This window comes from Corallococcus macrosporus (assembly GCF_017302985.1).
Classification (GTDB): Bacteria; Myxococcota; Myxococcia; order Myxococcales; family Myxococcaceae; genus Corallococcus; species Corallococcus macrosporus_A.
This window is the reverse complement of the sequence record NZ_JAFIMU010000017.1, coordinates 242,383-264,302: the sequence shown is the minus strand read 5'-3', so window position 1 is coordinate 264,302 and position 21,920 is coordinate 242,383. Positions and strand designations below refer to the sequence as shown.

At 69.8% G+C, this 21,920-nt stretch carries 19 protein-coding genes; 12 read left to right on the top strand and 7 right to left on the bottom strand.

Annotation, left to right across the window (positions count from 1 at the left end; translation table 11 throughout):
• Window positions 1-4 precede the first annotated feature (4 nt).
• Window positions 5-793 (bottom strand): hypothetical protein, encoded by a 789-nt coding sequence (locus JYK02_RS37430; protein ID WP_207057745.1) that lies wholly within the window; start codon window positions 791-793, stop codon window positions 5-7.
• A gap of 176 nt (window positions 794-969) precedes the next feature.
• Here JYK02_RS37430 and JYK02_RS37425 point away from each other — a divergent pair, with 176 nt between their 5' ends.
• Genes JYK02_RS37425 through JYK02_RS37415 form a run of 3 tightly spaced genes read left to right on the top strand, consistent with a single transcriptional unit; the run spans window position 970 to window position 5,010 of the window.
• On the top strand, window positions 970-3,621 hold the full coding sequence (locus tag JYK02_RS37425) for a PEP-utilizing enzyme (protein ID WP_207057744.1): 2,652 nt from the start codon (window positions 970-972) through the stop codon (window positions 3,619-3,621).
• Window positions 3,614-4,243 (top strand): gamma-glutamyl-gamma-aminobutyrate hydrolase family protein, encoded by a 630-nt coding sequence (locus JYK02_RS37420; protein ID WP_207057743.1) that lies wholly within the window; start codon window positions 3,614-3,616, stop codon window positions 4,241-4,243. The genes JYK02_RS37425 and JYK02_RS37420 overlap by 8 nt, the downstream gene beginning before the upstream one ends.
• Window positions 4,240-5,010: an NTP transferase domain-containing protein gene (locus tag JYK02_RS37415; protein ID WP_207057742.1), complete on the top strand. Its 771-nt coding sequence runs from the start codon at window positions 4,240-4,242 to the stop codon at window positions 5,008-5,010. Before JYK02_RS37420 ends, JYK02_RS37415 begins: the two co-directional genes overlap by 4 nt.
• Before the next feature lie 42 nt (window positions 5,011-5,052).
• Here the strand turns inward: JYK02_RS37415 and JYK02_RS37410 are convergent, their stop codons facing one another.
• Window positions 5,053-5,292, bottom strand: a complete 240-nt coding sequence (locus JYK02_RS37410; RefSeq protein WP_207057741.1) for a hypothetical protein — start codon at window positions 5,290-5,292, stop codon at window positions 5,053-5,055.
• A gap of 243 nt (window positions 5,293-5,535) precedes the next feature.
• Here JYK02_RS37410 and JYK02_RS37405 point away from each other — a divergent pair, with 243 nt between their 5' ends.
• The 4 genes from JYK02_RS37405 (at window position 5,536) to JYK02_RS37390 (ending at window position 10,785) form a co-directional block, all read left to right on the top strand.
• Complete coding sequence (locus tag JYK02_RS37405) at window positions 5,536-7,857, top strand: Kelch repeat-containing protein (protein ID WP_431603525.1); 2,322 nt, start codon at window positions 5,536-5,538, stop codon at window positions 7,855-7,857.
• A 62-nt stretch (window positions 7,858-7,919) separates the two neighbouring features.
• Entirely contained in the window at window positions 7,920-8,144 is a 225-nt protein-coding gene (locus tag JYK02_RS37400) for a hypothetical protein (protein WP_207057740.1), read from the top strand.
• Window positions 8,145-8,380: 236 nt separating this feature from the next.
• Window positions 8,381-10,048, top strand: coding sequence for a choice-of-anchor D domain-containing protein (locus JYK02_RS37395; RefSeq protein ID WP_207057739.1), 1,668 nt, complete (start codon window positions 8,381-8,383; stop codon window positions 10,046-10,048).
• Between the two features lie 458 nt (window positions 10,049-10,506).
• Window positions 10,507-10,785 carry a hypothetical protein gene (locus JYK02_RS37390; RefSeq protein ID WP_207057738.1) on the top strand — a complete coding sequence of 93 codons (279 nt, stop codon included), beginning with the start codon at window positions 10,507-10,509 and terminating at the stop codon, window positions 10,783-10,785.
• A 392-nt stretch (window positions 10,786-11,177) separates the two neighbouring features.
• Here the strand turns inward: JYK02_RS37390 and JYK02_RS37385 are convergent, their stop codons facing one another.
• Window positions 11,178-11,771: a hypothetical protein gene (locus JYK02_RS37385; RefSeq protein WP_207057737.1), complete on the bottom strand. Its 594-nt coding sequence runs from the start codon at window positions 11,769-11,771 to the stop codon at window positions 11,178-11,180.
• A 149-nt stretch (window positions 11,772-11,920) separates the two neighbouring features.
• Between JYK02_RS37385 and JYK02_RS37380 the strand changes: the two genes are divergently transcribed.
• Entirely contained in the window at window positions 11,921-12,748 is an 828-nt protein-coding gene (locus JYK02_RS37380; protein WP_207057736.1) for a hypothetical protein, read from the top strand.
• 32 nt (window positions 12,749-12,780) lie between these two features.
• Here JYK02_RS37380 and JYK02_RS37375 read toward each other — a convergent pair whose 3' ends face one another.
• On the bottom strand, window positions 12,781-13,710 hold the full coding sequence (locus JYK02_RS37375; protein ID WP_207057735.1) for a hypothetical protein: 930 nt from the start codon (window positions 13,708-13,710) through the stop codon (window positions 12,781-12,783).
• 498 nt (window positions 13,711-14,208) lie between these two features.
• Between JYK02_RS37375 and JYK02_RS37370 the strand changes: the two genes are divergently transcribed.
• Both JYK02_RS37370 and JYK02_RS37365 read left to right on the top strand, forming a co-directional pair.
• A complete protein-coding gene (locus JYK02_RS37370) occupies window positions 14,209-15,690 on the top strand; it encodes a hypothetical protein (protein WP_207057734.1) in 1,482 nt (493 codons plus the stop codon).
• Window positions 15,687-16,874 carry an ARPP-2 domain-containing protein gene (locus tag JYK02_RS37365; protein ID WP_207057733.1) on the top strand — a complete coding sequence of 396 codons (1,188 nt, stop codon included), beginning with the start codon at window positions 15,687-15,689 and terminating at the stop codon, window positions 16,872-16,874. Before JYK02_RS37370 ends, JYK02_RS37365 begins: the two co-directional genes overlap by 4 nt.
• Before the next feature lie 44 nt (window positions 16,875-16,918).
• Here the strand turns inward: JYK02_RS37365 and JYK02_RS37360 are convergent, their stop codons facing one another.
• Window positions 16,919-17,797, bottom strand: coding sequence for a hypothetical protein (locus tag JYK02_RS37360; RefSeq protein WP_207057732.1), 879 nt, complete (start codon window positions 17,795-17,797; stop codon window positions 16,919-16,921).
• 32 nt (window positions 17,798-17,829) lie between these two features.
• Complete coding sequence (locus tag JYK02_RS37355; protein WP_207057731.1) at window positions 17,830-18,345, bottom strand: hypothetical protein; 516 nt, start codon at window positions 18,343-18,345, stop codon at window positions 17,830-17,832.
• 246 nt (window positions 18,346-18,591) lie between these two features.
• Between JYK02_RS37355 and JYK02_RS37350 the strand changes: the two genes are divergently transcribed.
• The gene (locus tag JYK02_RS37350) at window positions 18,592-19,713 is read left to right on the top strand and encodes a M57 family metalloprotease (protein WP_242589624.1); all 1,122 of its coding nucleotides are present in this window, start codon (window positions 18,592-18,594) and stop codon (window positions 19,711-19,713) included.
• A gap of 58 nt (window positions 19,714-19,771) precedes the next feature.
• Here JYK02_RS37350 and JYK02_RS40660 read toward each other — a convergent pair whose 3' ends face one another.
• Window positions 19,772-20,803, bottom strand: coding sequence for a hypothetical protein (locus tag JYK02_RS40660; RefSeq protein WP_207057729.1), 1,032 nt, complete (start codon window positions 20,801-20,803; stop codon window positions 19,772-19,774).
• 330 nt (window positions 20,804-21,133) lie between these two features.
• Here JYK02_RS40660 and JYK02_RS37340 point away from each other — a divergent pair, with 330 nt between their 5' ends.
• Window positions 21,134-21,823 (top strand): TetR/AcrR family transcriptional regulator, encoded by a 690-nt coding sequence (locus tag JYK02_RS37340; protein WP_207057728.1) that lies wholly within the window; start codon window positions 21,134-21,136, stop codon window positions 21,821-21,823.
• The last annotated feature ends 97 nt before the right edge of the window (window positions 21,824-21,920 follow it).

Sequence of the window (21,920 nt, the reverse complement as noted above, 5' to 3'; positions counted from 1 at the left end):
CCCGTCACCCCGTCAGCGGCACGCGCTCCAGCACGCGGCTCTTGAGGATGAGGTCGTCGTGCGTGCGCAGGATGGAGAGCTCCGTCACGTCGAGCTCCACGAGGGTCGTCTCCCGGAAGCGCTGGAGCACGCCGAAGAGCTCGTCCGCCTCGTGCACGTCCAGCTCCGAGTTGAAGCGCAGGTGGTCCATCAACTGGAGACAGCCGATGTAGAAGCCCGGGTGGAGCGAGTGGCCCAGGCGCGTCTGGACCTCCGTGAGGTGGTCCACGGGGTTCGGGCCGTCCGTCAGCTCCGGGTACACGGGGAAGTAGATGCGGCCGTTCTTCTTGCCCCAGAACCAGCCGCCCTTCACCTGGATGCGGAAGCGGGGGAAGCCCTCCAGCCGCTGCGTCACGAACGGCACGATGTCCGCGATGGGCATCCGTTCGTGCAGCCCGTTGCAGATGGTGAAGTGGTGTCTGTATTTGCGCCGCTCGACGGTCTCCCAGGAGATCTTCCGCGCCGCGGCGGTCATGGCCACGGCGTTCATGAAGCGGTTGAACTGGGGGCTCTGGGCGAAGGCGCCGAAGTCCACGAAGCCCACCAGCGAGACGCGGGGCGCGCGGTAGGTGCCCAGCCAGTCGTAGCCGGCCTTGAGGTCGAACGGCACGACCTCCGGGTGGTCGGGCCGCACCAGCGGCAACTGCATCAGGCGGTACTCATAGGAGAGGACATGGTCCTCGGACGGGCGGGGCTGAAGCTCATTGCCCGGGCGGCGGTACGCCAGCCGTTCATCCGTGGCGAAGGTTCTCATGTATCGAATCCATCACACGTGGGCAGAGGCCACAATGCGTTGCCGCGCACGCGCCCTGCACCCCGTCCGCTCGTGCGAGGTCTCCCGTGACAGCCCTGGACCGCGAAGCCGCGACGCTTCGCCTCACCCCTCCGGTTGGAATTGTTCCTGATTGCCGCATCCGTGGCGTAGGCCCCGTGCACGACTCCATGTGGATCTGGGCCGAGCGCGTCCTGGACACGCTCGCCCAGACCTATGGCGGCGTGCCGCTGACGCTCGTGTTCAAGGGAACGGTGCTCCCGCGTCCCAGAGCGCTCCGCGTGCGGCTCCAGGCCGCCTCCGCCGTCATCGCGACCTGGCGGGGCGAGTGCCGCTTCATCGTTGGAAGGACCCAGGCGGTGCGGGAGGCGCTGGAGGGAGCGGACCTGGACGTGGCGGCGGACCGGCTGCTCCGGGCCGGAGATGTGGCGCGCTTCGAGCTGGAAGCAACCGAGGCCTCGAGCGAGTTCCTGGCCCCCGTGGGCCGGCTCGTCCTGGGGGACAAGGCGCGCACGCTCGACCTCCTGTCGGAGCTGCACGGGCCGTGGCGCATCTCCCCGCCACACATCGTGCGGGGCGAGGACTGGGCGCGGAACCGGGACGCCGTGCTCCAGCGGGTGCGGGAGCGCTTCGGGGACGAGCGCGTCGTGGTGCGCTCCTCCTGCTCCGCGGAGGACGCGTGGACCGAGTCGAACGCGGGCCGCTTCCTCTCCGTCCTCGACGTGGACGCGGGCGATGCCGTGGCCGTGAGCGGCGCCATCTCGGACGTGTTCGCTTCGTACGGCCCGGGGGCAGAGGAGGAGAAGGTCTTCCTCCAGTCCTATGTCCACCCCGTGAGCGAAAGCGGCGTGCTGATGGCGCGGCACCCGGAGACGCTGGCCTCGTACTGGGTGGTGGCGTCGGACGTCTCCAGCGGACGCACGGATCAGATCACGTCCGGTGCGCTGGAGAAGCCCTCCTCCGCGTACGTGGAGCACGGCGTGCCCCGGGGCCTGTTGCCGGACTCGCTCCGCCGCGTCGTCACGGTGGGCCGTGAGCTGGTGAAGCTCATGGGCGTGGATGCGCTGGACATCGAGTTCGCGCTGGCGGGCGGGGACTTCCACCTCTTCCAGGTGCGCCCCATCGCCAAGGGCTCGTCGCGGCCGGAGGGCAACGAGGTCCGCCGGGCGCTGCTGCTGGCGGATGCCTGCACGGCGCACCAGGCGCTGCTGCGGCCCCAGGCCCCCGTCGTCGGAGAAGGGCCCGTCTACAGCACGATGACGGACTGGAACCCGGCGGAGATGATTGGCCGGCGTCCGCTCCCGCTCGCGAGGACGCTCTACGGCAGGCTCATCACGGACCGGACCTGGGCGGAGCAGCGCGCGGCCTACGGGTACCGCGACCTGCGCGGCACACCGCTGCTGCGCGACTTCGCGGGGCACGCCTACGTGGACGTGCGCGCCTCGCTCAACTCCTTCATCCCGGCCGTCACGCCGGCGCGCGTGGCGGAGGTCCTGGTCTCCCGGCAGCTCGCCCGGCTGGCCAGCGCCCCCGAGCTGCATGACAAGGTGGAGTTCGAGATCGCGGACACGTGCGCGAGCCTCGGCCTGCGCGAGCGGCTTCGGAGGCTCTACGCGTCCGCGCTGGATGCGGGGGAGCTGGACGCCCTGGCCACCGCGCTGCGGGACATCACGCTGCACGGGCTGCGCGACCTCCCCGCGCAGGTGGAGCAGGTGCAGCGGCTGCGGGCCCATCCGTTCGCGCCGGGCTTCGAGGGTGGGCTCGGCCCCGTCCTCGCGCGCCTGCGGGAGCTGGGCACCCTGCCCTTCGCGCACCTGGCGCGGACGGCCTTCGTGGTGACCGCGCTGCTCAAGAGCTTCGTGCGCGAGGGCGTGATGGATTCAAGCGAGCAGCGCGAAGTGCTCCAGCGCATCCGGACGGTGGCGGGGCAACTGCAAGCGGACGCGCTCCGCGTGCGGCGGGGCGAGCTGGGCCTGGAGGCACTGGTCGCGGAGTTCGGACACCTGCGCCCGGGGACCTATGACATCCGGATGCCCCGCTATGACGCGGACCCGGAGCGCTACTTCGGCCCGCTCATCTCCGGAGCGGAGGAGCCGTTCCGCCATGACGCGCCCCTGTCCCGCGGCCTCCACGACCGGCTGAGCGCGGGCCTGCGGAGCGCCGGTCTGTCGATGACCAGCGAGGTGTTCCTCAGTCACCTGGGCGCGGGCATCGCGGGGCGCGAGTATGGCAAGCACGTCTTCACCAAGACGCTGAGTGGCGTGCTCGAACACCTGGCGGCGTGGGGCGAGCCGCTGGGGCTGAGCCGGGATGACCTCGCGCACCTGTCGCTGGAGCAGGTGGAGACCGCGCTGCCGCTTCCGCCGCGCGAGGCCCGGTCCTGGTGCCGCGACGCCGTGGAGGAGGCCCGCGAGCATGCCGCCGCCGTCAACCTCATCGAGCTGCCGGACATCCTCGTGCGCACCTCGCACCTGCTCTTCCACGTGAGCAGCGGAGAGCAGCCGCTGTTCGTCACCAAGGCCTGCGTGCGGGCGCCGGTGCTGGTCGCTGACGGGCTGCCGGACCCGGAGCGCGTGCGCGGCAACATCGTGCTGCTGGAGCGCGCCGACCCGGGCTACGACGGGCTGCTCGCGCTGGGCGTCGCCGGCATCGTCACGGCGTACGGAGGCGCGAACTCGCACATGGCGGTGCGCTGCACCGAGCTGCAGTTGCCCGCCGCCATCGGCGTGGGACGGGAGCAGTTCCGGCGGCTGTCGGGTGGGCGGGTGATGACGCTGGACTGCGGCGGGCGCAGGCTCGTCCATGAGTGAGCGTCGCATGGCCCTCATCACCCAGCGCAGAGACAGCGTTCCGGGGCGTCCGGAGGTACGGGATGCGCTCGAGGACTCCTGGGCCTCGGGCCTGTGGGAGGCCGGTTGGGTGCCCTTCCCCGCGGTGAACGTGGCCGCGGCGGCCGTGGCCCAGTTCGAAGCCCTCCGTCCGGGGCTCGTCATCCTGAGTGGAGGCAACGACGCGCCGGGGACGGGACCGGATGCGGTTCCCGCGCGCGACGAGACGGAGTCGGTCCTGCTGTCGCTCGCCGCACGGACGCGGACGCCGGTGCTGGGCGTGTGCCGGGGCGCGCAGATGCTCGCGCGCTTCGCGGGGATGCGGCTCGTACCGGTCGAAGGCCACGTGCGTGCGCGCCATGCGCTGACAGGTCCACTCGCCAGCGCGTGGCGGGGCCCGGTGCAGGTGGCGAGCTTCCACCACTGGGGCGTGGCGGAGGACTCCCTGCCTGACGGATGGGACGTCCTCGCGCGCTCGGAGGACGGCGCGGTGGAGGCCTTCGCGAGCAGGGAGCGCCGCTCGCTGGGCGTCCTCTGGCACCCCGAGCGCGCGCCCCATCACCTTCCCGCGGTCCTTGAAGTCATGGAGGCATACGAACCATGAAAGCCATCATCCTGGCCGCGGGCCTGGGCACCCGCATGGGGCCGCTCGCGGCGAACCGGCCGAAGTGTCTGGTGGAGCTGGCGGGAGCGCCGCTGCTCGACCATCAGCTCGCCGTCTATGAGCACTTCGGCGTGGACGTCACGGTGATGGCCGGCGCGTATCCCGAGCTGACCCAGGCGGGCCGCAACGTGCGCGTCGTGGTGAACCCCGCGTACACGACCGGCAACATGGTCTCCACGCTGCGCTTCAGCCTGCCGGTGGTGTCGCGCACGGAGCCGGTGCTCGTCTCCTACGGGGACATCGTCTTCTCGTACGAAGTCCTGGCGCGGATGCTCGCCGCGTCCCGGGACGTGGAGGTCGCCATCGACACGCAGTGGCGCCGCCTCTGGGAGCTGCGGATGGAGGACCCCACGACGGACTGCGAGTCCTTGCGCCTGGAAGGCGAGCGCATCGTGGAGATTGGCTCACGGGTGCGCTCGGTGGAGGAGGTGCAGGGGCAGTACATCGGCCTGCTGCGCTTCGGACCCGGCGTCCTGCACACGCTCCTGGAGCGCTTCGACCAGCGCGTGGCGATGGACCCGCGTTACTGGAACATCTCCATGACGGCCTTCCTCCAGGACCTCATCTCCGAGGGAGTGGCGGTCCACGCCGTGCCCATCGCGTCTGGCTGGCTGGAGGCGGACAACGCGGAGGACCTGCGCCGCTACACCGAGGCTCACAACTCGGGAGCACTGGCGGGCTTCTGGTCTCCCACGGCGGCTCGGTAGGGATTGCAGGGAGCCGCGAGGCTCCCTGCGTTGATGACAGGCCTAGAGCGGCTCCCAGCCGTTCTCGGTGCAGTACCCCACGAACTCATCGCTCGTGTATTGGGTGTACGTCCCCACGAGATGGTATTGGACGTAGCTCCAACCGCACTCGGGATAGATGTGCCCGACCACCGTCGTGTGGGAGGCATCGCTGTAGAGCGTCGTCACGTAGGCGGCTTCCCGGTAGCCGGCGCTGGCCGGGCTGGCGCTGAGGAAGACGGACGCAACAGCGAGAGAGGTCAAGATGCGCGTTGCCATTGGTTTCTCCACGGGGGGACTGGATACCTGCGTGTTGGTATGGGAGGGCCTGGGACCCACCGTCACCAGTCGTGAGTAAAGCCGTGCAGGATGCGGATATCCAGGGCGCCTGAGAAATCAGGACTCCGTTTGTCGAGCAGGACCCGGGAGGAGCTGTCCCTGTGTTGCGCTACAGTGCCCGCCGCTTCATGCCGCGTGCAGCTTTCTTCCGGCAGACAAGGAAATCCCGTGTCTTTGTTGCGTTTGACCGCAGTCCTCCCGCTCGTGCTGGCGTTGCTCGCTGGCTGTGACTCCGAGCCCCCCACCAGCGAGTCCGGGTCGGGTGCGATGCACCTGACCGTCTACACCGCCGCGGCCGTGCCCGGGGACATCTCGCGCGTCACCGTCACCGTCTCCGGCGCGGACATGGTCCCGCTCGCCAAGGACCTGGTGCTCACCAGCGGAGCATGGAGCGGAGTCATCAATGACATTCCCGCGGGTCTCCAGCGCACCTTCGTGGCGCAGGCCTTCACCGCGTCCAACACCCTTCGCTTCGAAGGTCGCGTCGAGGACGTCACCGTCACCGCCGGCGCCACGGGGCTGGTGACCCTCACCCTGCAGGACGTCTCCGGTCCACCGCCCTTCACCAACGAGGCGCCCATCCTCGACTCCCTGCTGGCCACGCCCACCACCGTGGCCCCGGGCGGCAGCGTCACCCTGACGGCCACGGCCCATGATCCCAACGCGGGTGACACCGTGAGCTTCTCCTGGGCGGCGCCCTCGGGCAGCTTCTCCGCGCCCACCTCGGCCAATACCACCTGGACGGCGCCCACCCAGCAGGCCCCGGTGACCCTGGTGCTCACGGTGAGCGACTCGCGCGGCGCGACCCTGTCGGTGAACCTGACCCTGAATGTCTCCGCGGGCAGTGGCGCGAGCACCGTGAAGGCGGATTTCAACGTCGCGCCCAGGGTGGTCACCCTGACGTCAACCCAGTCCTATCTGAACGTGGGCGCGCAGACGGTGCTGTCCACCTCGGCCACCGACGCGGACGGTGACCCGCTCAGCTATCAGTGGAGCGCCACCTGCGCGGGCACCTTCACGGGCGCGAGCACCGCCACCGCGACCTTCACGCCCTCGGCCCAGCCCACGGGGGCGTGCAACAACTGCCAGCTGAACGTGGTGGTGAAGGACGGCCGCGGGGGACAGAACACGGGCAGCCTGATGCTGTGCGTGTCCAAGGACGCCGTCGTGCGTGCGCCGCCGACGATTACCCGCGCCGCCCAGTCGAGCCAGACGGCCACGGCCGGCCAGGTGCTCACCTTCGAGGTGAACGCCACGGATCCCGCGGGGCAGGCCCTGAGCTTCACCTGGGCAGCCAACGTGGGCACCCTCGGCACCCAGAGCACGGGGGCCAGCGGCAGCGTCCTCACCTGGACGGCGCCCGCGTGTCTCGACACGGGCGTCACCCCGCTCCTCGTCGCCACGGTGGGCAACCCCCTGGGCCTGAAGGCGACCCAGCGCTTCACGGTGACGGGACTGCCGGCGTGCCCCCTGGCCTTCTGGGTGGCGGCGAACCCCATGTTCAACTCCCGCACCGACCACACGGCGGTCCTGCTGGGCAATGGCAAGGTGCTCGTCTCGGGGGGACGCAACAACATCGTGGGCCACATGGCGAAGTCGGAGCTGTACGACCCGGCCGCGGGCACCTGGAGCTCCGTCAGCCCCATGCCCTTGGATCGCTCCGGACATGCGGCGGTCCTGCTGGACAACGGCAAGGTGCTCGTCTCGGGGGGAACCAGCAGCACGGGCCGTCCGGCGGCGGCGCTGCTGTTCAACCCGGCCACGAGCAATTGGAGCGCCTCTGGCTCCATGGTCTCCCCGCGCTACCAGCACACGGCGACGATGCTCTCCAATGGCAAGGTGCTCGCCGCGGGGGGATGGGACTCCAGTGGCCTTGCGTCGGTGACGGAGCTGTACGACCCGGCCACGGGCACCTGGAGCGCCACCGGCTCCATGGTCGTCCGGCGCGATGTCCATACGGCGACGCTGCTCTCCAATGGCAAGGTGCTCGTCGCGGGGGGGACCAACAACGTCAGCTACCAGGCGGCGGCGGAGCTGTATGACCCGGCCACGGGCACCTGGAGCGCCACCGGCTCCATGACCCTGGCGCGCGGCTATCACGCGGCGACGCTGCTACCCAATGGCAAGGTGCTCGTCACGGGGGGCGCGGGCAGTCGCATCGAGGCGACGGCGGAGCTGTATGACCCGGCCACGGGCACCTGGAGCGCCACCGGCTCCATGGTCCAACAGCGCTACTCCCACACGGCGACGCTGCTCAGCACGGGCAAGGTGCTCGTCACGGGGGGATGCTGCGCCGGTAGTGGCGGCCTGGCGACGTCGGAGCTGTATGACCCGGCCACGGGCACCTGGAGCACCACCGGCTCCATGGTCCAACAGCGCTACGATCACACGGCGACGCTGCTGGCCAATGGCAAGGTGCTCACCCTGGGGGGCTTCTCCGCCTCCGTCACCAGCAGCGAGCTGCAGGCGGCGGACCTGTATACCCCCTGAAGTCCACCGGAGCGGGAGAGGCGGCGGGGCTTTCCCCGCCGCCCATGCGTTGGATTGGGGCCATGCCTTCCCCCGCTCCCACGCCCCGCCGTGTCATCTTCAAGGGTCTCGCGGCCGTGCTTGGATTGCTCACGGTGGCGCTGCTGGCGCACGCCGGCATCCGCTGGCAGGAGGCGGACCCGGCCTCGCACTCGCGTCGAATGGGCCGCTGCGCGGAAGGCGAGACGTGTGTGGAGCGCCGTCTCTTTGCCAGTGATCAGCCAGCGGTGGCAATGGGCCGTCTGTAGCAGTTGCTGGCGATGGAGGACCGGCGGGTGCTTCTCCTGGAACAGGGACGCGTCCGCTCCAGGCGGAAGGCCGCATCGATGTCCTTCGCGGTACGAACGCCAATCCCGACGAGCGCCGGAACGCGCGGGTCTGGTCCAGCCAGCGTTTGACGCCGTGAGCCCCCAGCCAATGTCAGACCCGAAACACCGGGGGTCACTTGTCAGGATGTCCGAGGTCTGGCTAGAAGTCCGCCCCCATGTTCCGAAAGTCTTTGTCCGTCGTGCTCCTCGGCGTGCCCTTCCTCTTCGGCGCGTGCTCCGACGAGCCCGACGAGCCCGTCGTGCCCACCGCGCTCATCATCGACCGGAAGTCGTTCGACTTCGGGGACTGGGAGGTCGGCAAGCCCCCCGCCGAGCAGCTCTTCACGGTGCGCAACGCCTCGCCAGGCAACGTGGAGTCGGTGTCGGTGTCGGTCGAGGGATCCGACTCCTTCACCCTCACCTCCAGCACCTGCGAGAAGTACCTGGCCGCGGGCATGGAGTGCGAAGTGCGCGTGGGGTTCGCGCCCCGCCTGGGGGGCACGCACTCCGCGCGCCTCAAGGTGGGCGGGGCGTCCTCGGTGGAGCAGACGTCGCTCCAGGGCACCGGCTTCGCGTGGGTGGAGGTGAGCTCCCTGCCGTCGGGCACCCGCGTCGTGGCGGGGGACGGCTCCTTCACGTGCACCCAGCCGTGCAGGCAGGCGGTGCGCAAGGCTGAAGTGACCCTCTACGCCGGTCCGGAAGGATTCCCGGCGTGGAGCGCCGCCTGCGCCAGCGCGCCCCGCGGCGGCTGTCTGCTCCGCCTGGACGCATCGAAATCCGCCGCACTGGAGACATGGGTGCCCCTCTATCAGTGGGAGGTTCGGCGAAGCCGCCCCCCCGTGACGGTGGCGCCGCTGGCCAACGGCTCGATCGTCGTCCTGGACGCCCTGAGCGTGACGTCGCTGGACAGCACCGGGCAGGAGCGCTGGTCATTGCCCCTGTCCGCTGATTGGAAGCTGGCCGTCACCAGCGATGGGCACATCTCCCTGCTGCGCTACAACGGTTCGGTGACCCAGTACGACAGCGACGGACGGGTCCGGTGGACGTACAGGCCCCAGGAGTCCTTGTTCTCAAAGCACGTGGTGGCGGACGGCATGGGCAACACCTACGTGCTGACGTCGAAGGTGACCAGTGACACCGCGCAGGTGCTGAAGCTCTTCGCGCTGTCGCGCGATGGCGTCGAGCTGTGGAGCGCCATCGTCAATGAAGCGCACCTCACCTTCTCCTCGGGACTGGGAGTCGTGGGAGACGGGAGCGCCGTCTATGTGAGTGGCAGCGCGTACAATCGGACCGAGCCCCCTCCCGCGAACCCGGTGTTCGTGAAGAACTTCGTCCAGAAGCTCACCCCTGCTGGGGTGGTGCTGTGGACGAAGGAGGTCAACTACGGCGAGGTGTCCTTCGCCCACACGGGTGACATGAGCTCCATCATCAAACTCGTGTCGCCACCAGGAGGCCTGCAGGCCTCGTGGACCGACCCTGATGGGAAGCAACTGTGGAGCGCGCAGACGCCGACGGGTCAGGGGCCGGGCGTGGTCGACACGTTCGCCTTTCCCCCCAATGACACCACCGCCCCCAGGCTGCTCCTCGGCGGGCATGAGCTGCGCCCCGGCACCGACACCTACGGCCGAGGCTGGTTCGCGGATATGGGCGACAGGTCCGGCCTGGTCCGGGGCTCCATCACCTACATCGACTCGCCGTATAACGATGGAGCCTGGGTCAGCAGCCTTGCCTATACGTCCCCCGCCCGTCAGGTGGTGGTGGGCGGAGGCTTCGGCAGCTCCGCGGACTCGGCGACGGGCTTCATCCGCCTGTACGACCCCCGCACGCTCACCCTGGAGCGGTAACGTCCGCGCGCGGAGCGGGGCCGGGTTCCCTGTTGGCGCCGGGCCGAGGCATCCTGGCGAGTCGAACGAAGTCCCATCCGCCCCCTGCCCTGCGCCGCCTCCACGCCGGATGGCGTGATCCGCGGAGGGGACCTTGGCGAGTGGATCACTTCCGCGGACCCTCCGGATGAGCGGCGGCGTTCATTCCACACGAACCGGGCGCACCCAGCGCCTCCCCGGCTTCTCCTCCTCGAAGTCCTCCGGGGCTGCTTCCGTCGGCGGAATGGTCGCGGAGTCCAGCAGGTCCATGATCTTGGCCCTCGTGCCTGCACCAATCCCTCACATCCCACATCCAAGCTCAAATCATCCAGAAACGGGTGGCTGCCATGGCCCTAACGGCGTCTGCCTCCTGAAGAAGCGCCTCAGTGGCATGTGCTAGCGTGAAGACGCGGACGGAACCGCGAAACGGAGGAGGCAGGATGAGCGAACATCCAACCCTGGCCCAACGGCAGCGTGCCCTGGAGGAGACGGGCCGTGTCGACGAGGGCCTCTACCTCGAGTTCAATGCTGCCTACGGCTACAACAGCGCGACCCCCATGTCCTGGCTGCTGGCAAGACTGAAGCATCTCGCCCACAGGCTCGAGATAGGTCAATCATTGTCACTCTACGATCCGGCTTCCGGAGCGCAGCAGACCGTTGACTCGATGGAGCAGTTCCATCGCTGGATGGACAGACACTTCCCTGGCACATGGTGCTGATACAGCCTTTGCGGTCAGGTCACATGGCTCGAACGTGACCACCTCACCTGATTGATGTCACACCCAGTCGTGCACACGTGACATCTCCGGATCTTCGCAGCCCCGGTCGTCCCTACCACCGCGTGTGTCAGAGGTTGTTCACGCCCGTGGCTGGGACGAACATGTAGCAGTAGAACACATCGTCGACGATCAGCTCGTTCGGGTCGCAGGCACCGCCGGTGTTTATGATTGCGATTTTCAATGCCGGCTCTCTTGTTGGCCGAAGCGCCATCGTGGCTTCGGGCGGGGAGCTGGTGTGAGGCGACTCAAGGCGCGTTCCAACGCGCCAACGCCTCATAGGTGGGCCCCGCAGGTGAAGACGTGGCGGATGAAGCCCTGAGGGGCCGCCGCGCTCACCACTTCAGCAGGTAGCGGCCCACCCGGCCGTTCTCGGAGACCTGCACCGGCGCGACGGTGCCCTGCTCCCGGGTGAGCTCGAAGACGAACTGGAACACGCCCTCCCACGCGACGAAGACGAGGCGCGGGGCGGGCTCCACCAGTCGCACCACCAGCTCCCCGGAGCGGGCAGAGGGCGCGGTGTAGCTGTACTCGGTGCCGTGCTCGTACATGCCACCAATGGCGCCGAAGCGGCTGAAGAGGGTGGACGGAGAGGTGCCCATCAGTCCCAGCAGCGTCTCGGCGAACTGGCGCACCATGGGTCCATAGCCATCCCGGGTCACCTCCAGGCTGAACCGGCGGACGGCGTCCTCGCCGCCGTCCATCGCCACCGCCGCGTAGATGTCGTCCAGCACCGAGCGATGCACCCACGACGTGCGCAGGATGAGCTTGTCGAAATAGACGGCCGTCGCGGGGCTCACCCGCTGGCGCATGGTGGCGCGCACGCCCTTCTTGTCGAAGTGCTTCAGGAAGTTGAGGATCGAGGTTCCGCTCACCTCGTGCCGGGCGGCAGGAACCGTGTCCTGGGATGGGGCGCTGCTCGGGTTCATGTGTGCTCCCCCCTCGGCGGTGCCCACGCCGTCCATCGACTGGCGTTCCAGGCATTGCGCCTTGAATGCGAAATCATCTGATTTCACTGAACTCAAGAAGAAGGCACGCGCAGTGAAACAGACTCCCTTCTCGAGTCTAATGGCCTCCCATGTCTTCGCTGCCCCTGTCCGATACACCTCCTGAAAACAACCGGGCCGCCTTCGCGGAGGTGCTGTCCGACGACCTCGAGCGGGCGCGTGCCCTGCTCGCAGGCGTCCCGAGAGCGCCGCGCGTGCCCTCGAAGGAGGCCCGGCGCCTGGTGCTCGCCTTCGCGGGGCCCCAGCGCGTCGTGCTCTCCGTCAGCCTCTTCGCCCTGCTCGCCGGAGGGCTTGTCTGTGCCTTGTTCCAGTCCCCTCGCGCCGTGGGGGACCTGCTGCTGGACCAGCGCTCCTTCGAAGTCCCCGGCGTCGTCGACTCGGTGGAGGTGGGGATGCGCCAGCGCAGGCCCCGTCCGCCCGTGTACTGCGCGCGCTTCCACTCGGAGGACGGCGCGCTGGCGGGGCGCAGTTGCGAGCCGGGCGGTCGCTTTCAGCCGGGCCAGCGCGTGGTCCTCGATGTGCGCGGAGGCCAGGCCCGTATCCGTGGCACCACCCTCAGTCCCATGGGACGCCTGGGAGGGCTGGCGCTGTTGTTCCCGCTCGCGGGCATCGTGGGCCTGATACGCGTCGTGTGGACCAACCACCGTGAGTCACGCGCGGCCCGCGTGGGCATCCCGATTCTCGCGCGGGTGACCTACTTCGGCGACGGCAAGCCGGTGCGCAAGAAGGGGCCGCCGCCCACGGAGCTGCGCTGGAGCTTCATCGCGCGCGGCGAGCGGTATGAGGGCCATCTCTCCCTGGACAGCGCCTCCGAGTTCGACTTCCTCCCCAGCCGCGACGTCATCGTCGTGCTCTACGACCCGGCGGCTCCGGGCATCAACACCGTCTACGTGCCCTAGCGTGTTCCGGACGGCGCCTCGGCCTGGGCTGCTCACCCCGCGTGCCGGGCTCTCCATGCGATGAAGGGTGCGGAGCGCGCCAGGCCGCGCGCGAAGGGCAGACCGTGCGCACGCAGCCACTCGCGTGTCGCGTCGCGCAGCCCGGCCTGCTCGAGCAACTCCCCCACGGTGTGCCGTGACAGGTCCTCCAGGACGGCGTGGAGCTCGGCACTCACCCCCTCGCGCACCTCGGGACGCGCGAAGTTGTGGGCAATCACCTGGGGCATCAGCGAGTCGAGCTGCTCGTGGGGCACCTGGCTCAGCGCCTGCGCGGCCTCGGCCTCCGTCTTCTCCAGGGTGGACAGGAAGACCTTCTGGCGCCGCACACCCAGTGCCCGGGCGGTCTCCTCGCTGGCGAGCCGCTCGGCGATCCGCCGCTGCACCAGGGCCATGGAGCCGTCGATGACCTCGCGCACGCGGTCCTGCAAGCCGCCGCCCAGGCCTCCCAGGATGCCCTTTCCCGCCGAGGCCGCTGCTCGCGCGCCCCAGCTCAGCGCATCCCGCAGCCCACCGCCCCCCACCCCGGGAGCCCCCGCGATGACCTTGCTCACCAGGGACGACAGCGTCTCCTGGAGGGTGGTGCGCACCGTCTCCCGCACCTGCTCGGACGCCACCAGCTCATCGATGGCCTTGCGCGGCAGGCGCACCGGCTGCCCCAGGAGCGTCGTCAGGGACGCGGTGGCCTCGGGGGGGAGCCACGCGCCCAGTTTGATGCCGCTCTTCTCCGCGCGCGCGAGCAGGCGCGTGCGCACGGGGACCCCGAGCCGGGCGTGCCAGCCCGCCACCCGCTCGGGCGTCAGGGCGAGTTCGACCGCGGCGAGAACCCGGTCGGGGTCCACCCAATCCGAGACGCGGGATGCACAGAGCGCATCGAAGGCCAGGTCCAGCAGTTCCAGGAGCGCGGAGTCGTCGAGTTCGGCCATCGGAGCGTTCCTACTACGGACCGGAGCCGGAAGAGCGGGGACGTCACCGCCCATGGTGCCCCGTACACAGATGGAGTCATCCCCGTCCCGCGCCGGGTCATGGGCAGGCCATGAACCAACAGCGCCCCCCTGGACCTCAGGTAACACGACGCCCGAGCCGGGAACCCCTCTTCGTTGCCGGACCTGCGCACGGAAGCGCTGTAGGCGGGCCGTAGCTGTGCGGGCCCGGAGGTCAAGGCACGGGGCGAAACGCAAAACGGGCGATGCACGCGGTCAGCGCGCATCGCCCGTGGAGCTCCGCCTTCTGCGCGCCGGAACACCGCGCAGCTTGAGAAGCGGCGTGTCAGCCCGTGCCCGGCTGCCGCGTCATGCTACGGTCAGGGGTGCCGCTCGCGGGACTGTGATGCGATTTCCGAACCGAGCCTTTGTAGCTTGACTAGCTGATCGTGTCCGCCTTCCCCGAGCGGCGCTCGCTCCTCCAGGAAGGGTGAACCTCCGATGGACATCGCGGGCGCACGTGCCGAGCAGGTCGCCCGTGAGGACCTGGTCATGTTCGTCAACGCGTGCTTCTCGTGCACCGGGCAGCGCGAGTTCTACAACGACGGACGCGGGCAGGCGGTGTCCATCGAGTTCCTGCACGCCTACATCCTCGGCAACTACCGCCGCCTCTACACGCGCACGCTGGCCGCGGGCATCAACCACTTCAACCAGGCGCAGATCATCCTCAACCTGCTGGCGAGCGGAAAGCAGACCCCGCCCGCGGACCGGCGCGAGGAGGGCGCGCTCATCGCGGCGGCGCTCCGGGCCCTGCCGCCCCAGCGGGCCTACCGGGTGCTGGACGTGCTGCGCGAGCGGCGCATCAACAACCGCCGCTCCCGCGCCATCGTGCGCGAGTTCCTGAAGGGGCGCGCGGACCTGCACTTCGACGCGGTGAAGTACCGCTCCAAGCTGCGCGCCGCCGTGGCGCACGGCCACCTCAAGCTGCCCGGAGAGCTCAACCCCTTCCTCTTCCACGGCTGGCGCAAGCGCGTGTTCCAGGCCCCCCTGCTGGAGACGTTCCGCAAGGCCCACTATGACGCCTCCGCCCTCTTCGAGCTGCCCTACACCGTCGCCGAGGGGCTCGCCGCGAAGCACCAGCTTCCCCGGGACGTCTTCCTGCGGAAGATCGAGCCGCGCCTCACCGCCGCCGAGCGGCTGCGCGTGCAGGGCTCGGCCACGCGTGCCCAGGGGGCCATCGCCATCGACCTGGGGCGCACGCCGCTCACCCGTCTGGCGCTCTACGTGCTCTCCCTTCCCCTGGCGGTGCGGCAGGAGCGGCTGGCGGAGCTGCACACGGCGCTGGAGCGGGCGGCGGTGAACAGCCTGCATCGGGCCCCGGTGCCCCTGGGCCGGGTGGCGGCCGTGCTGGACAACAGCTACTCCGCGTCGGGCTCGAGCGAGAAGCGCCGCCGGCCCCTCGGGGTGGCGCTCGCGGCGCACTACCTGCTGGCCGCCACGGCGCGCGAGTACCGCGCTTTCTGGATGCACCCTCCCGAGCATCCCCTCCTCTCGCGCGCCCGGGGACAGACGGACCTCGCCACCCCGCTGCTGGACGCGCTGGACTGGATGCCCGAGCTGGTGGTCGTCGTGTCGGATGGCTACGACAACGACCCGCCCAACGCCGTGGCCGAGGTCACCCGCCTGTTTCGCACGAAGCTGGACCCCGCCCGCCGCACCACCATCATCCACGCCAACCCCGTATTCGCCTCGGAGCTCTACGCGCCCCGGGGCATCGGGACGCACGTGCCCACCGTGGGCGTGCGGGACGCGGAGGACCTGCCCACGGTGCTCGGCTTCGCGCGCTTCGCGGAAGGGGCCTCTCCCCTGGCGGAGCTCGAGGACTACCTGGCGGCGCGCGTGCGGCGGATGCTCGAGCACGCGCCCCGGGGCCACGCCGGGACCGAGCTCGCGGAAGCGCCGCCCGACGAGGAGGTGGCATGAGGGAGGGCGGCAAGAGCGGGGTGCGGCGGCTGCCGCTCACGGGGCTGCGGCTCGCGCCCTCGCAGGTCTGGGGGAGCATCCGCCTGGTGCCCGTGCTGCGCGATGACATCCCCGGAGACCTGCGCATCACCCGCAGGAGCTACGACGAGGACGTGAGCGTCGTGTCGCTCCAGGGTGGGCTGATGGAGCCCGGGCTCCACTACGCGTCCTACGTCCCCCATGGCCTGGTGGTGGACTGGGACGACAAGGGCGCGGCGGTGACGCCCGAGACCCGGCTGCGCAAGCCCGAGGGCAAGGAGGGCAAAAGCCTCAAGCACGGGCCCTTCTCGACGCGGGTGCTGCACCGCATGGTGCACCGCGAGGACAAGAACCGGCTGCGGCTGCTGCCCATGCACCTGACGATGGAGGGCTTCCTCGCGCTGTACTTCGGCGGGCCCCAGGTGGCGTGGAGCGAGTACTCCCAGGAGGCCCTCTCCCAGGGGCTCAACCCCCGCAGCGAGTGGGCCTACTCAGGCTGGGCCAGCACGGCCTTCGCGGAGGCGCTGCGCATCTTCGAGCTGCACGAGCGGCAGGTGGGCATGCTCATCTTCCAGGCGGACGCGCTGCTCTCCTGCGCCATCGTCTCGCACCCCGAGGACTATCGCGCCCTGCACCGGGCCCTGCTCGAGGACTTCTACGGGGATCTGCTCGTGCAGTACGGCTTCCTGGGAGACGTGCCCGTGCTGGGGCTGGGCGTGGAGGATGCACGGGTGAACTCGATGAAGGAACTGCGGGCCGCCATCGAGCGCATGCGCGCGGACTGGGCGGACTTCATGGGCTTCATGGCCGAGGGCGTCATCGGCGCCGAGGTGTTCACCGCCCCCGTCTACGAGGCCGGGCCCTTCCACCTCCAGCGCTTCATCACGGGCCTGTCGCCCTCGGAGGAGAACCACATGGGTGAGGCCATCCTGCGTGGCGACGGCACGGTCGAGTACCTCAAGACCTACCGGCTCTCGGCGGCGCAGACGCGCCGGGCCTACCTGCTCAAGCAGCTCGCGCAGGGAGGCTGGAGCCTGGAGCGCACCGCCGAGCAGCTCAAGACGACCCGGGACGAGCTCATCGTCCGACTGCGCAACGCGGGCTTCGGCTACCTGCTCAAGGAGCACGTCCTCAAGGCGGCCGAGGCCCGGCTCACGCGGCGCTGAGCGCTACGCCCGGGCATCTCCGAGCCCGGACCGTCAACCGGCGCTCACCCTCGGAGGGGAACCTTCTCGGGCCGCACCTGGAGCCGCGCGAAGAGCGTGGCGAAGACCTCACGGGAGACGTCCAGACGGTCGAGCCAGAGGCGGAAGTACCGGTCCAGCACGCTGCGCCGGGGGTGGCTCTCACGGTGGTGCAGCAGGAAGTCCTTGTAGTTCTGCACCTTGTCCGCGCGCAGCATGTCCGCCACGTCCGGCAGCGGCCCGAGCGCGAGGTCATCCGCCGAAGTCACCTCGCGGTGGGACAGGTACGCATTGGCGATGTTGCGGTACTCCATGGCGAGCGCGAGCACCTGGGGCGAGTCGGTGAGCTCGTGGAGGCGGGGGAAGCTCTCCGCGAGGTCGCCGTCGGCCTGCACGAGCGGGTGGAGGCACCACGCCCGCCTCGCTGCGTCGCTGGCGTTGAAGTGCCGCAGCACGCCGAGTCCCTCATCGATGTGGCACATGTAGTCGACGCCGCTCCGTACCGCCCGGCGGGAGCCGTAGTGCCGCTCGATGACGCGGTACTCCCGCGTCGTCGTGAAGCGCCCGGAGACGCTGTAGGGGACACCCCGCTTCGTGAAGAACGCCTCCAGGTGGGAGTGGGGGCCGGTGACGAAGGGGAGGTCGGTCGCCGCGACGTAGCGCGAGAGATGCCCCTGCCCGCGGTGGGAGGCCAGCACATAGACGGACTGGCGCAGTGTCCCCTCGGCGTCGCGGCAGGTCGTGCGCGCGCCCCAGACGGTGCCGCGCTCGTCGGAGAGCGGCGTGACGAGGCCTGTCCAGGCATGGCCGTCCATGAGCGCCTGCACGGCGCGATTTTCAAAGTACCGGAACGCACCTTCGAGGTCGGTGGCGTCCATGTCGAAGCGGGGTGCGTTGGCGTTCATTGACGGTGGCGGGCTTCGGTCCCCCACGGCGGTCAGATGAGGCGGACCCGGGGGTCCCCTGCGTCCTGGAGCAGCGAGAAGCCCGCGCGGTAGCGCTCCTGGATGTCGGGGACGGAGGTCAGCGCGCGGACGGCCGCGTCCCAGTCCGGCCAGGTGAGCGGCTCCGAGCGGACGGCTTCGCGGAAGGGCGTGTCGTCCGTGAGGTGGAAGTGCACCTGCCCCACGTCCTGCCGGGGCCCCGCGTTGACGAGCACCGACGCGGGGGCCCGCTGCCGTGCCGCGGCGATGAGCGCGAAGAGGCCCGCGCGAAGCCCCGCGTGGCGCGGGTGCGCCAGGGCGAAGACGTCCGGCACGCCCCGCAGCGGGACGGCGATGTGGTGGAAGGTGCCGTAGACGGGACGCGGGTGGCGGTAGACGGCGGCGTGCTCCGAGCGGTCCACGGAGGTGAGGGGCAGGAGCCGGTCCGCGTGCGCGAAGCCGAAGCGCACCAGGGAGCCGGAGGCGGGGGTCCGCGCCATCCGGAACGCCAGCTGTTTCAGGGTTGCCATGTACGTCCTTCGCTCGGGTGTCCGTCGCAGGAAGCATGCCCTCGCGGTCTGACAGCCTGCGGCGCCGGTTCTACTCCGGGCGGGATGCCCCCGGGCAGACCCAAAACGTCAGCTCTGTCTGCTATGTCCGCTTAGGCCAGATTTACTGGCACTTACCTGCCATTGCTCCCGTCAGCAGGGCAGCTCCACGACAAGGGAATCTCCATGTTCTCAAGAAAGCTCGTACTTGCGGCAGGGTGCATCGCGATGGGACTCGGGTGTGGCGAGCCCGCGGACGAGACGCAGGAGATCGTTGGCAACCTGGTGCAGGCCGGGTTCCCGTCCAACGACATCATGGTCGTCGAGGGGAAGGTCTTTGTCGGCCGGGACGCCGAGGTGTCCCTGGACGCCTCTCGCGAGCTGCTCGCGGCCGGCGCGACCACCGAGGAGCAGTACCGCACGAACAACGTCGTCAGCCCGTCCCTGACGAAGATCTGTGTCAACGGCTCGGCGTTCACCGGCGTGTTCAGCACGGCGCTGGACCTGGCCATCCAGAATTACGCCGAGATGGGGCTCACCTTCACCATGGCGCGCACGCCGAGCACCGGCTGTGGCTTCACCATCAATGGCATCATCGACCCGAACATGAACGGCGGCGTGGCCGGGTTCCCGGCGAACGGCAACCCGTTCGGGCAGATCACCATCGGCGGCCAGCTCAGCCAGTACGGCGTCGACGTCATCGAGCACGTCATCACGCACGAGCTGGGGCACACCATCGGCTTCCGCCACTCGGACTACTACAACCGCGCCATCAGCTGCGGCTCCGGCGGCAACGAGGGTGACGCGGGTGTCGGCGCCATCCACATCCCGGGCACGCCGACCACGGCGTCCGTCGGCGCGTCCATCATGAACTCCTGCTTCCGCGCGGTCGAGACGGGCGAGTTCACCGACAGCGACCGCACCGCGCTGACCGCGATGTACAGGCCCACGGTGTCCGCCCCCGCCCTGGTCAGCGCCCTGGCCTCGAATCGCTGCCTGGATGTGAAGGACGGCAACGCGGCGCAGGGAACCGTCACCCAGCTCTGGGAGTGCAACGGGACCGCCGCGCAGCAGTGGAGCCTGACCGCGCAGGGCGAGCTGCGGAGCAGCCTGGCGCCGAATCTCTGTCTGGACGTCGCCGGCGGCAATCCAGCCCAGGGCACGGCGGTCCAGATCTACGGCTGCAACGGCACGGCCGCCCAGCGGTGGACGGTGGTGGGCGGCTCGTTGCGGAGCGCCCTCGCGCCCAACCTGTGCCTGGATGTCTTCAACGCCAGCACGGCCCTCGGCACCAAGATCCAGGTCTGGGAGTGCAACGGCACGAACGCCCAGAACTGGTACACGCGCTGAGCGAAGGGTTCGACGCGTCGTGAACGTCGGGGTCGAGCATCGCCCCGACGTTCAGGAGTCACTCCGGGGTGGACGCCTGGGGGTTCGTGAAGCCGATGAGTTGATGTCCCGCGACGACGCGGACGGTGTTGTCCGGCGGCGCCGGGTTCTTCGTCAGCACGGCGCCGTTGCGCATGAACGCGGTGCGAATGCGGGTCATGGGGCTGGAGGCGTGGGCCTGGGCCAGCAGGGCGGACGCCTCCGCGGGGATGTCCACGAAGCCGGGTGCCCCCGGCGCGATGCACGTGAGGACGACCTGCTTCGCCTTCGCCGGAGGCAGCGCGAAGGGGACAAGGCCCGCCGTGGGCCCATCCGTCGTCTGGAGCTGGATGATGGTGAACTCCGCCGAGCCGCACTCGCCTCCCTCTCCCGCGCATCCCAACCGGAAGGCGCGGCCGTCCAGGGGAACCCGGTCGAGCAGCCCCACCGTGGCCGTGTCGGCCGTGAAGGCGCTCCCGAGAGTGGCCACCGTCGTCTCCGGGAAATGGAAGGGCGAGCCGTCCCTGGGAGCGATGCGGACCCGGACCTGGTCGGAGTTCCGGAGCGGATCCCCGGGGGCTTCATCCTCGGGAGTTCCCGGCACCGGCCCCGCGCCAGCAAGCACCTGGTAGGTGCCCACGGCGGGCGCCGGGTCCGCGCCCGGCGCCTTCGCCACCCGCACCTGCGTGGCCCCCGTCACCGAGACGATGGGGAAGCTTCCGCTCCCCGCCGGCACGCCGCGGACGCTCAAGTAGCGCCCCACGTCGTCCGGAACGAACGCCGCGCCCTGGATGGAGACGCGCGCGGTGTTGGGCGGTGCCCCCGTCCCCGCGACCGCGTGCTCCAGCACGAGCTCCCCCTGCCCCGCCGCGGTCGGACAGACGTATCCCGCGCCCTCCTGGAAGACACACGCCGGCCCCAGGCTCGCGCTCGTCCCATCGATGGTCAGCGTGCCCACGTCTCCGGCGGGCTGGGGCGGCGGGTCGGACGCCATGTCGTAGACCCAGACCTTGCAGCCCGTGAGCTGCCCCGGCTCCTCGTCGTAATCAGGAGCCCGCGTCGCGGTGCTCATGTCGACGAGCACTGACAACCCGTGTCCAAGGTGCGGTGCCCCCAGGAGCCTGCGGTCCTGGATGGAAATCGTGCCTGCGTGGGTGGAGGCCACCGTCCCCGAGTCGGGAGGCCCGCTGGGGCCGTCCATGGGACACCCACACAGCGCCAGAAGGACCACGAGCCCGGGGATTCTTGATGCCGACATGGGAGCTCCTTGCCTGCGTTCGAAGTAATCAGCGATTACATCCAAACGGATAGAGCCACGCCCGGGTGCGCGCAACAAAATAAGCACTGATTACATTGGGCCCGCGTTGCGGTGTGGGATGGGGCCCCCTATGCTCGCCGCACCATGTCCGAGCGCCGACGGCCCATCGCCAAGAAGTCCCCGTCCGCGTACCACCACGGTCACCTGCGCGAGGCGCTGATCGCCGCCGCGCTCCGGCTCATTGGAAGCGGGGAGGACGTCAACCTGCGCGAGGCGGCACGGCTCGTGGGCGTGTCACCTGGCGCCCCGTTCCGGCACTTCCGCGACAAGGCAGCGTTGTTGGCCGCCGTGGCCGAGGAGACGATGCGGCGCTTCCGCCGCGAGGTCGGCGGCGCGCTCGACGCGGCGCCAGCCACTCCGGCCGCGCGGATCCACGCGATGGCGATGGCGTATCTGCGGTTCGCGCTGGGAGAGTCCGCATACTTCCGGGCGTTCGCGCGCGCGGGGGAGCTTGGCTTCTTCGACAGCGACTTCTACAAGAAGGAGAACCAGGAGACGCTGGACTCGCTCGACCGGTTGATCCTGGAAGGGCAGCAGCGCGGCGAAGTCGCATCAGGTGACCTGCGCATCGTGCACCTGGCGTCACGGGCCTTCGTCTATGGCCTGGGCCGCATGTACGTGGAGGGGCACTTCGCACGCATGGGGCTCGGAGAGGAGGACCCGCTCGCGGTGGCGCAACAGGCGCTCTCGGTCTTCGAGCAGGGGCTCTTGCGCGCCAGCCCCTCCCGCCCGCGAGGACCGTCCTCCCGCGCGCCCAGGGACACGTCCCCTTGAGACGCCCATGCGGGGGCTACCTTTTCGGTACGTAGCGCATCGCCACGGTCCCCGAGCTCAACTCCAACCCATCAATCCCAGCTCCGCCAGCGCAAGG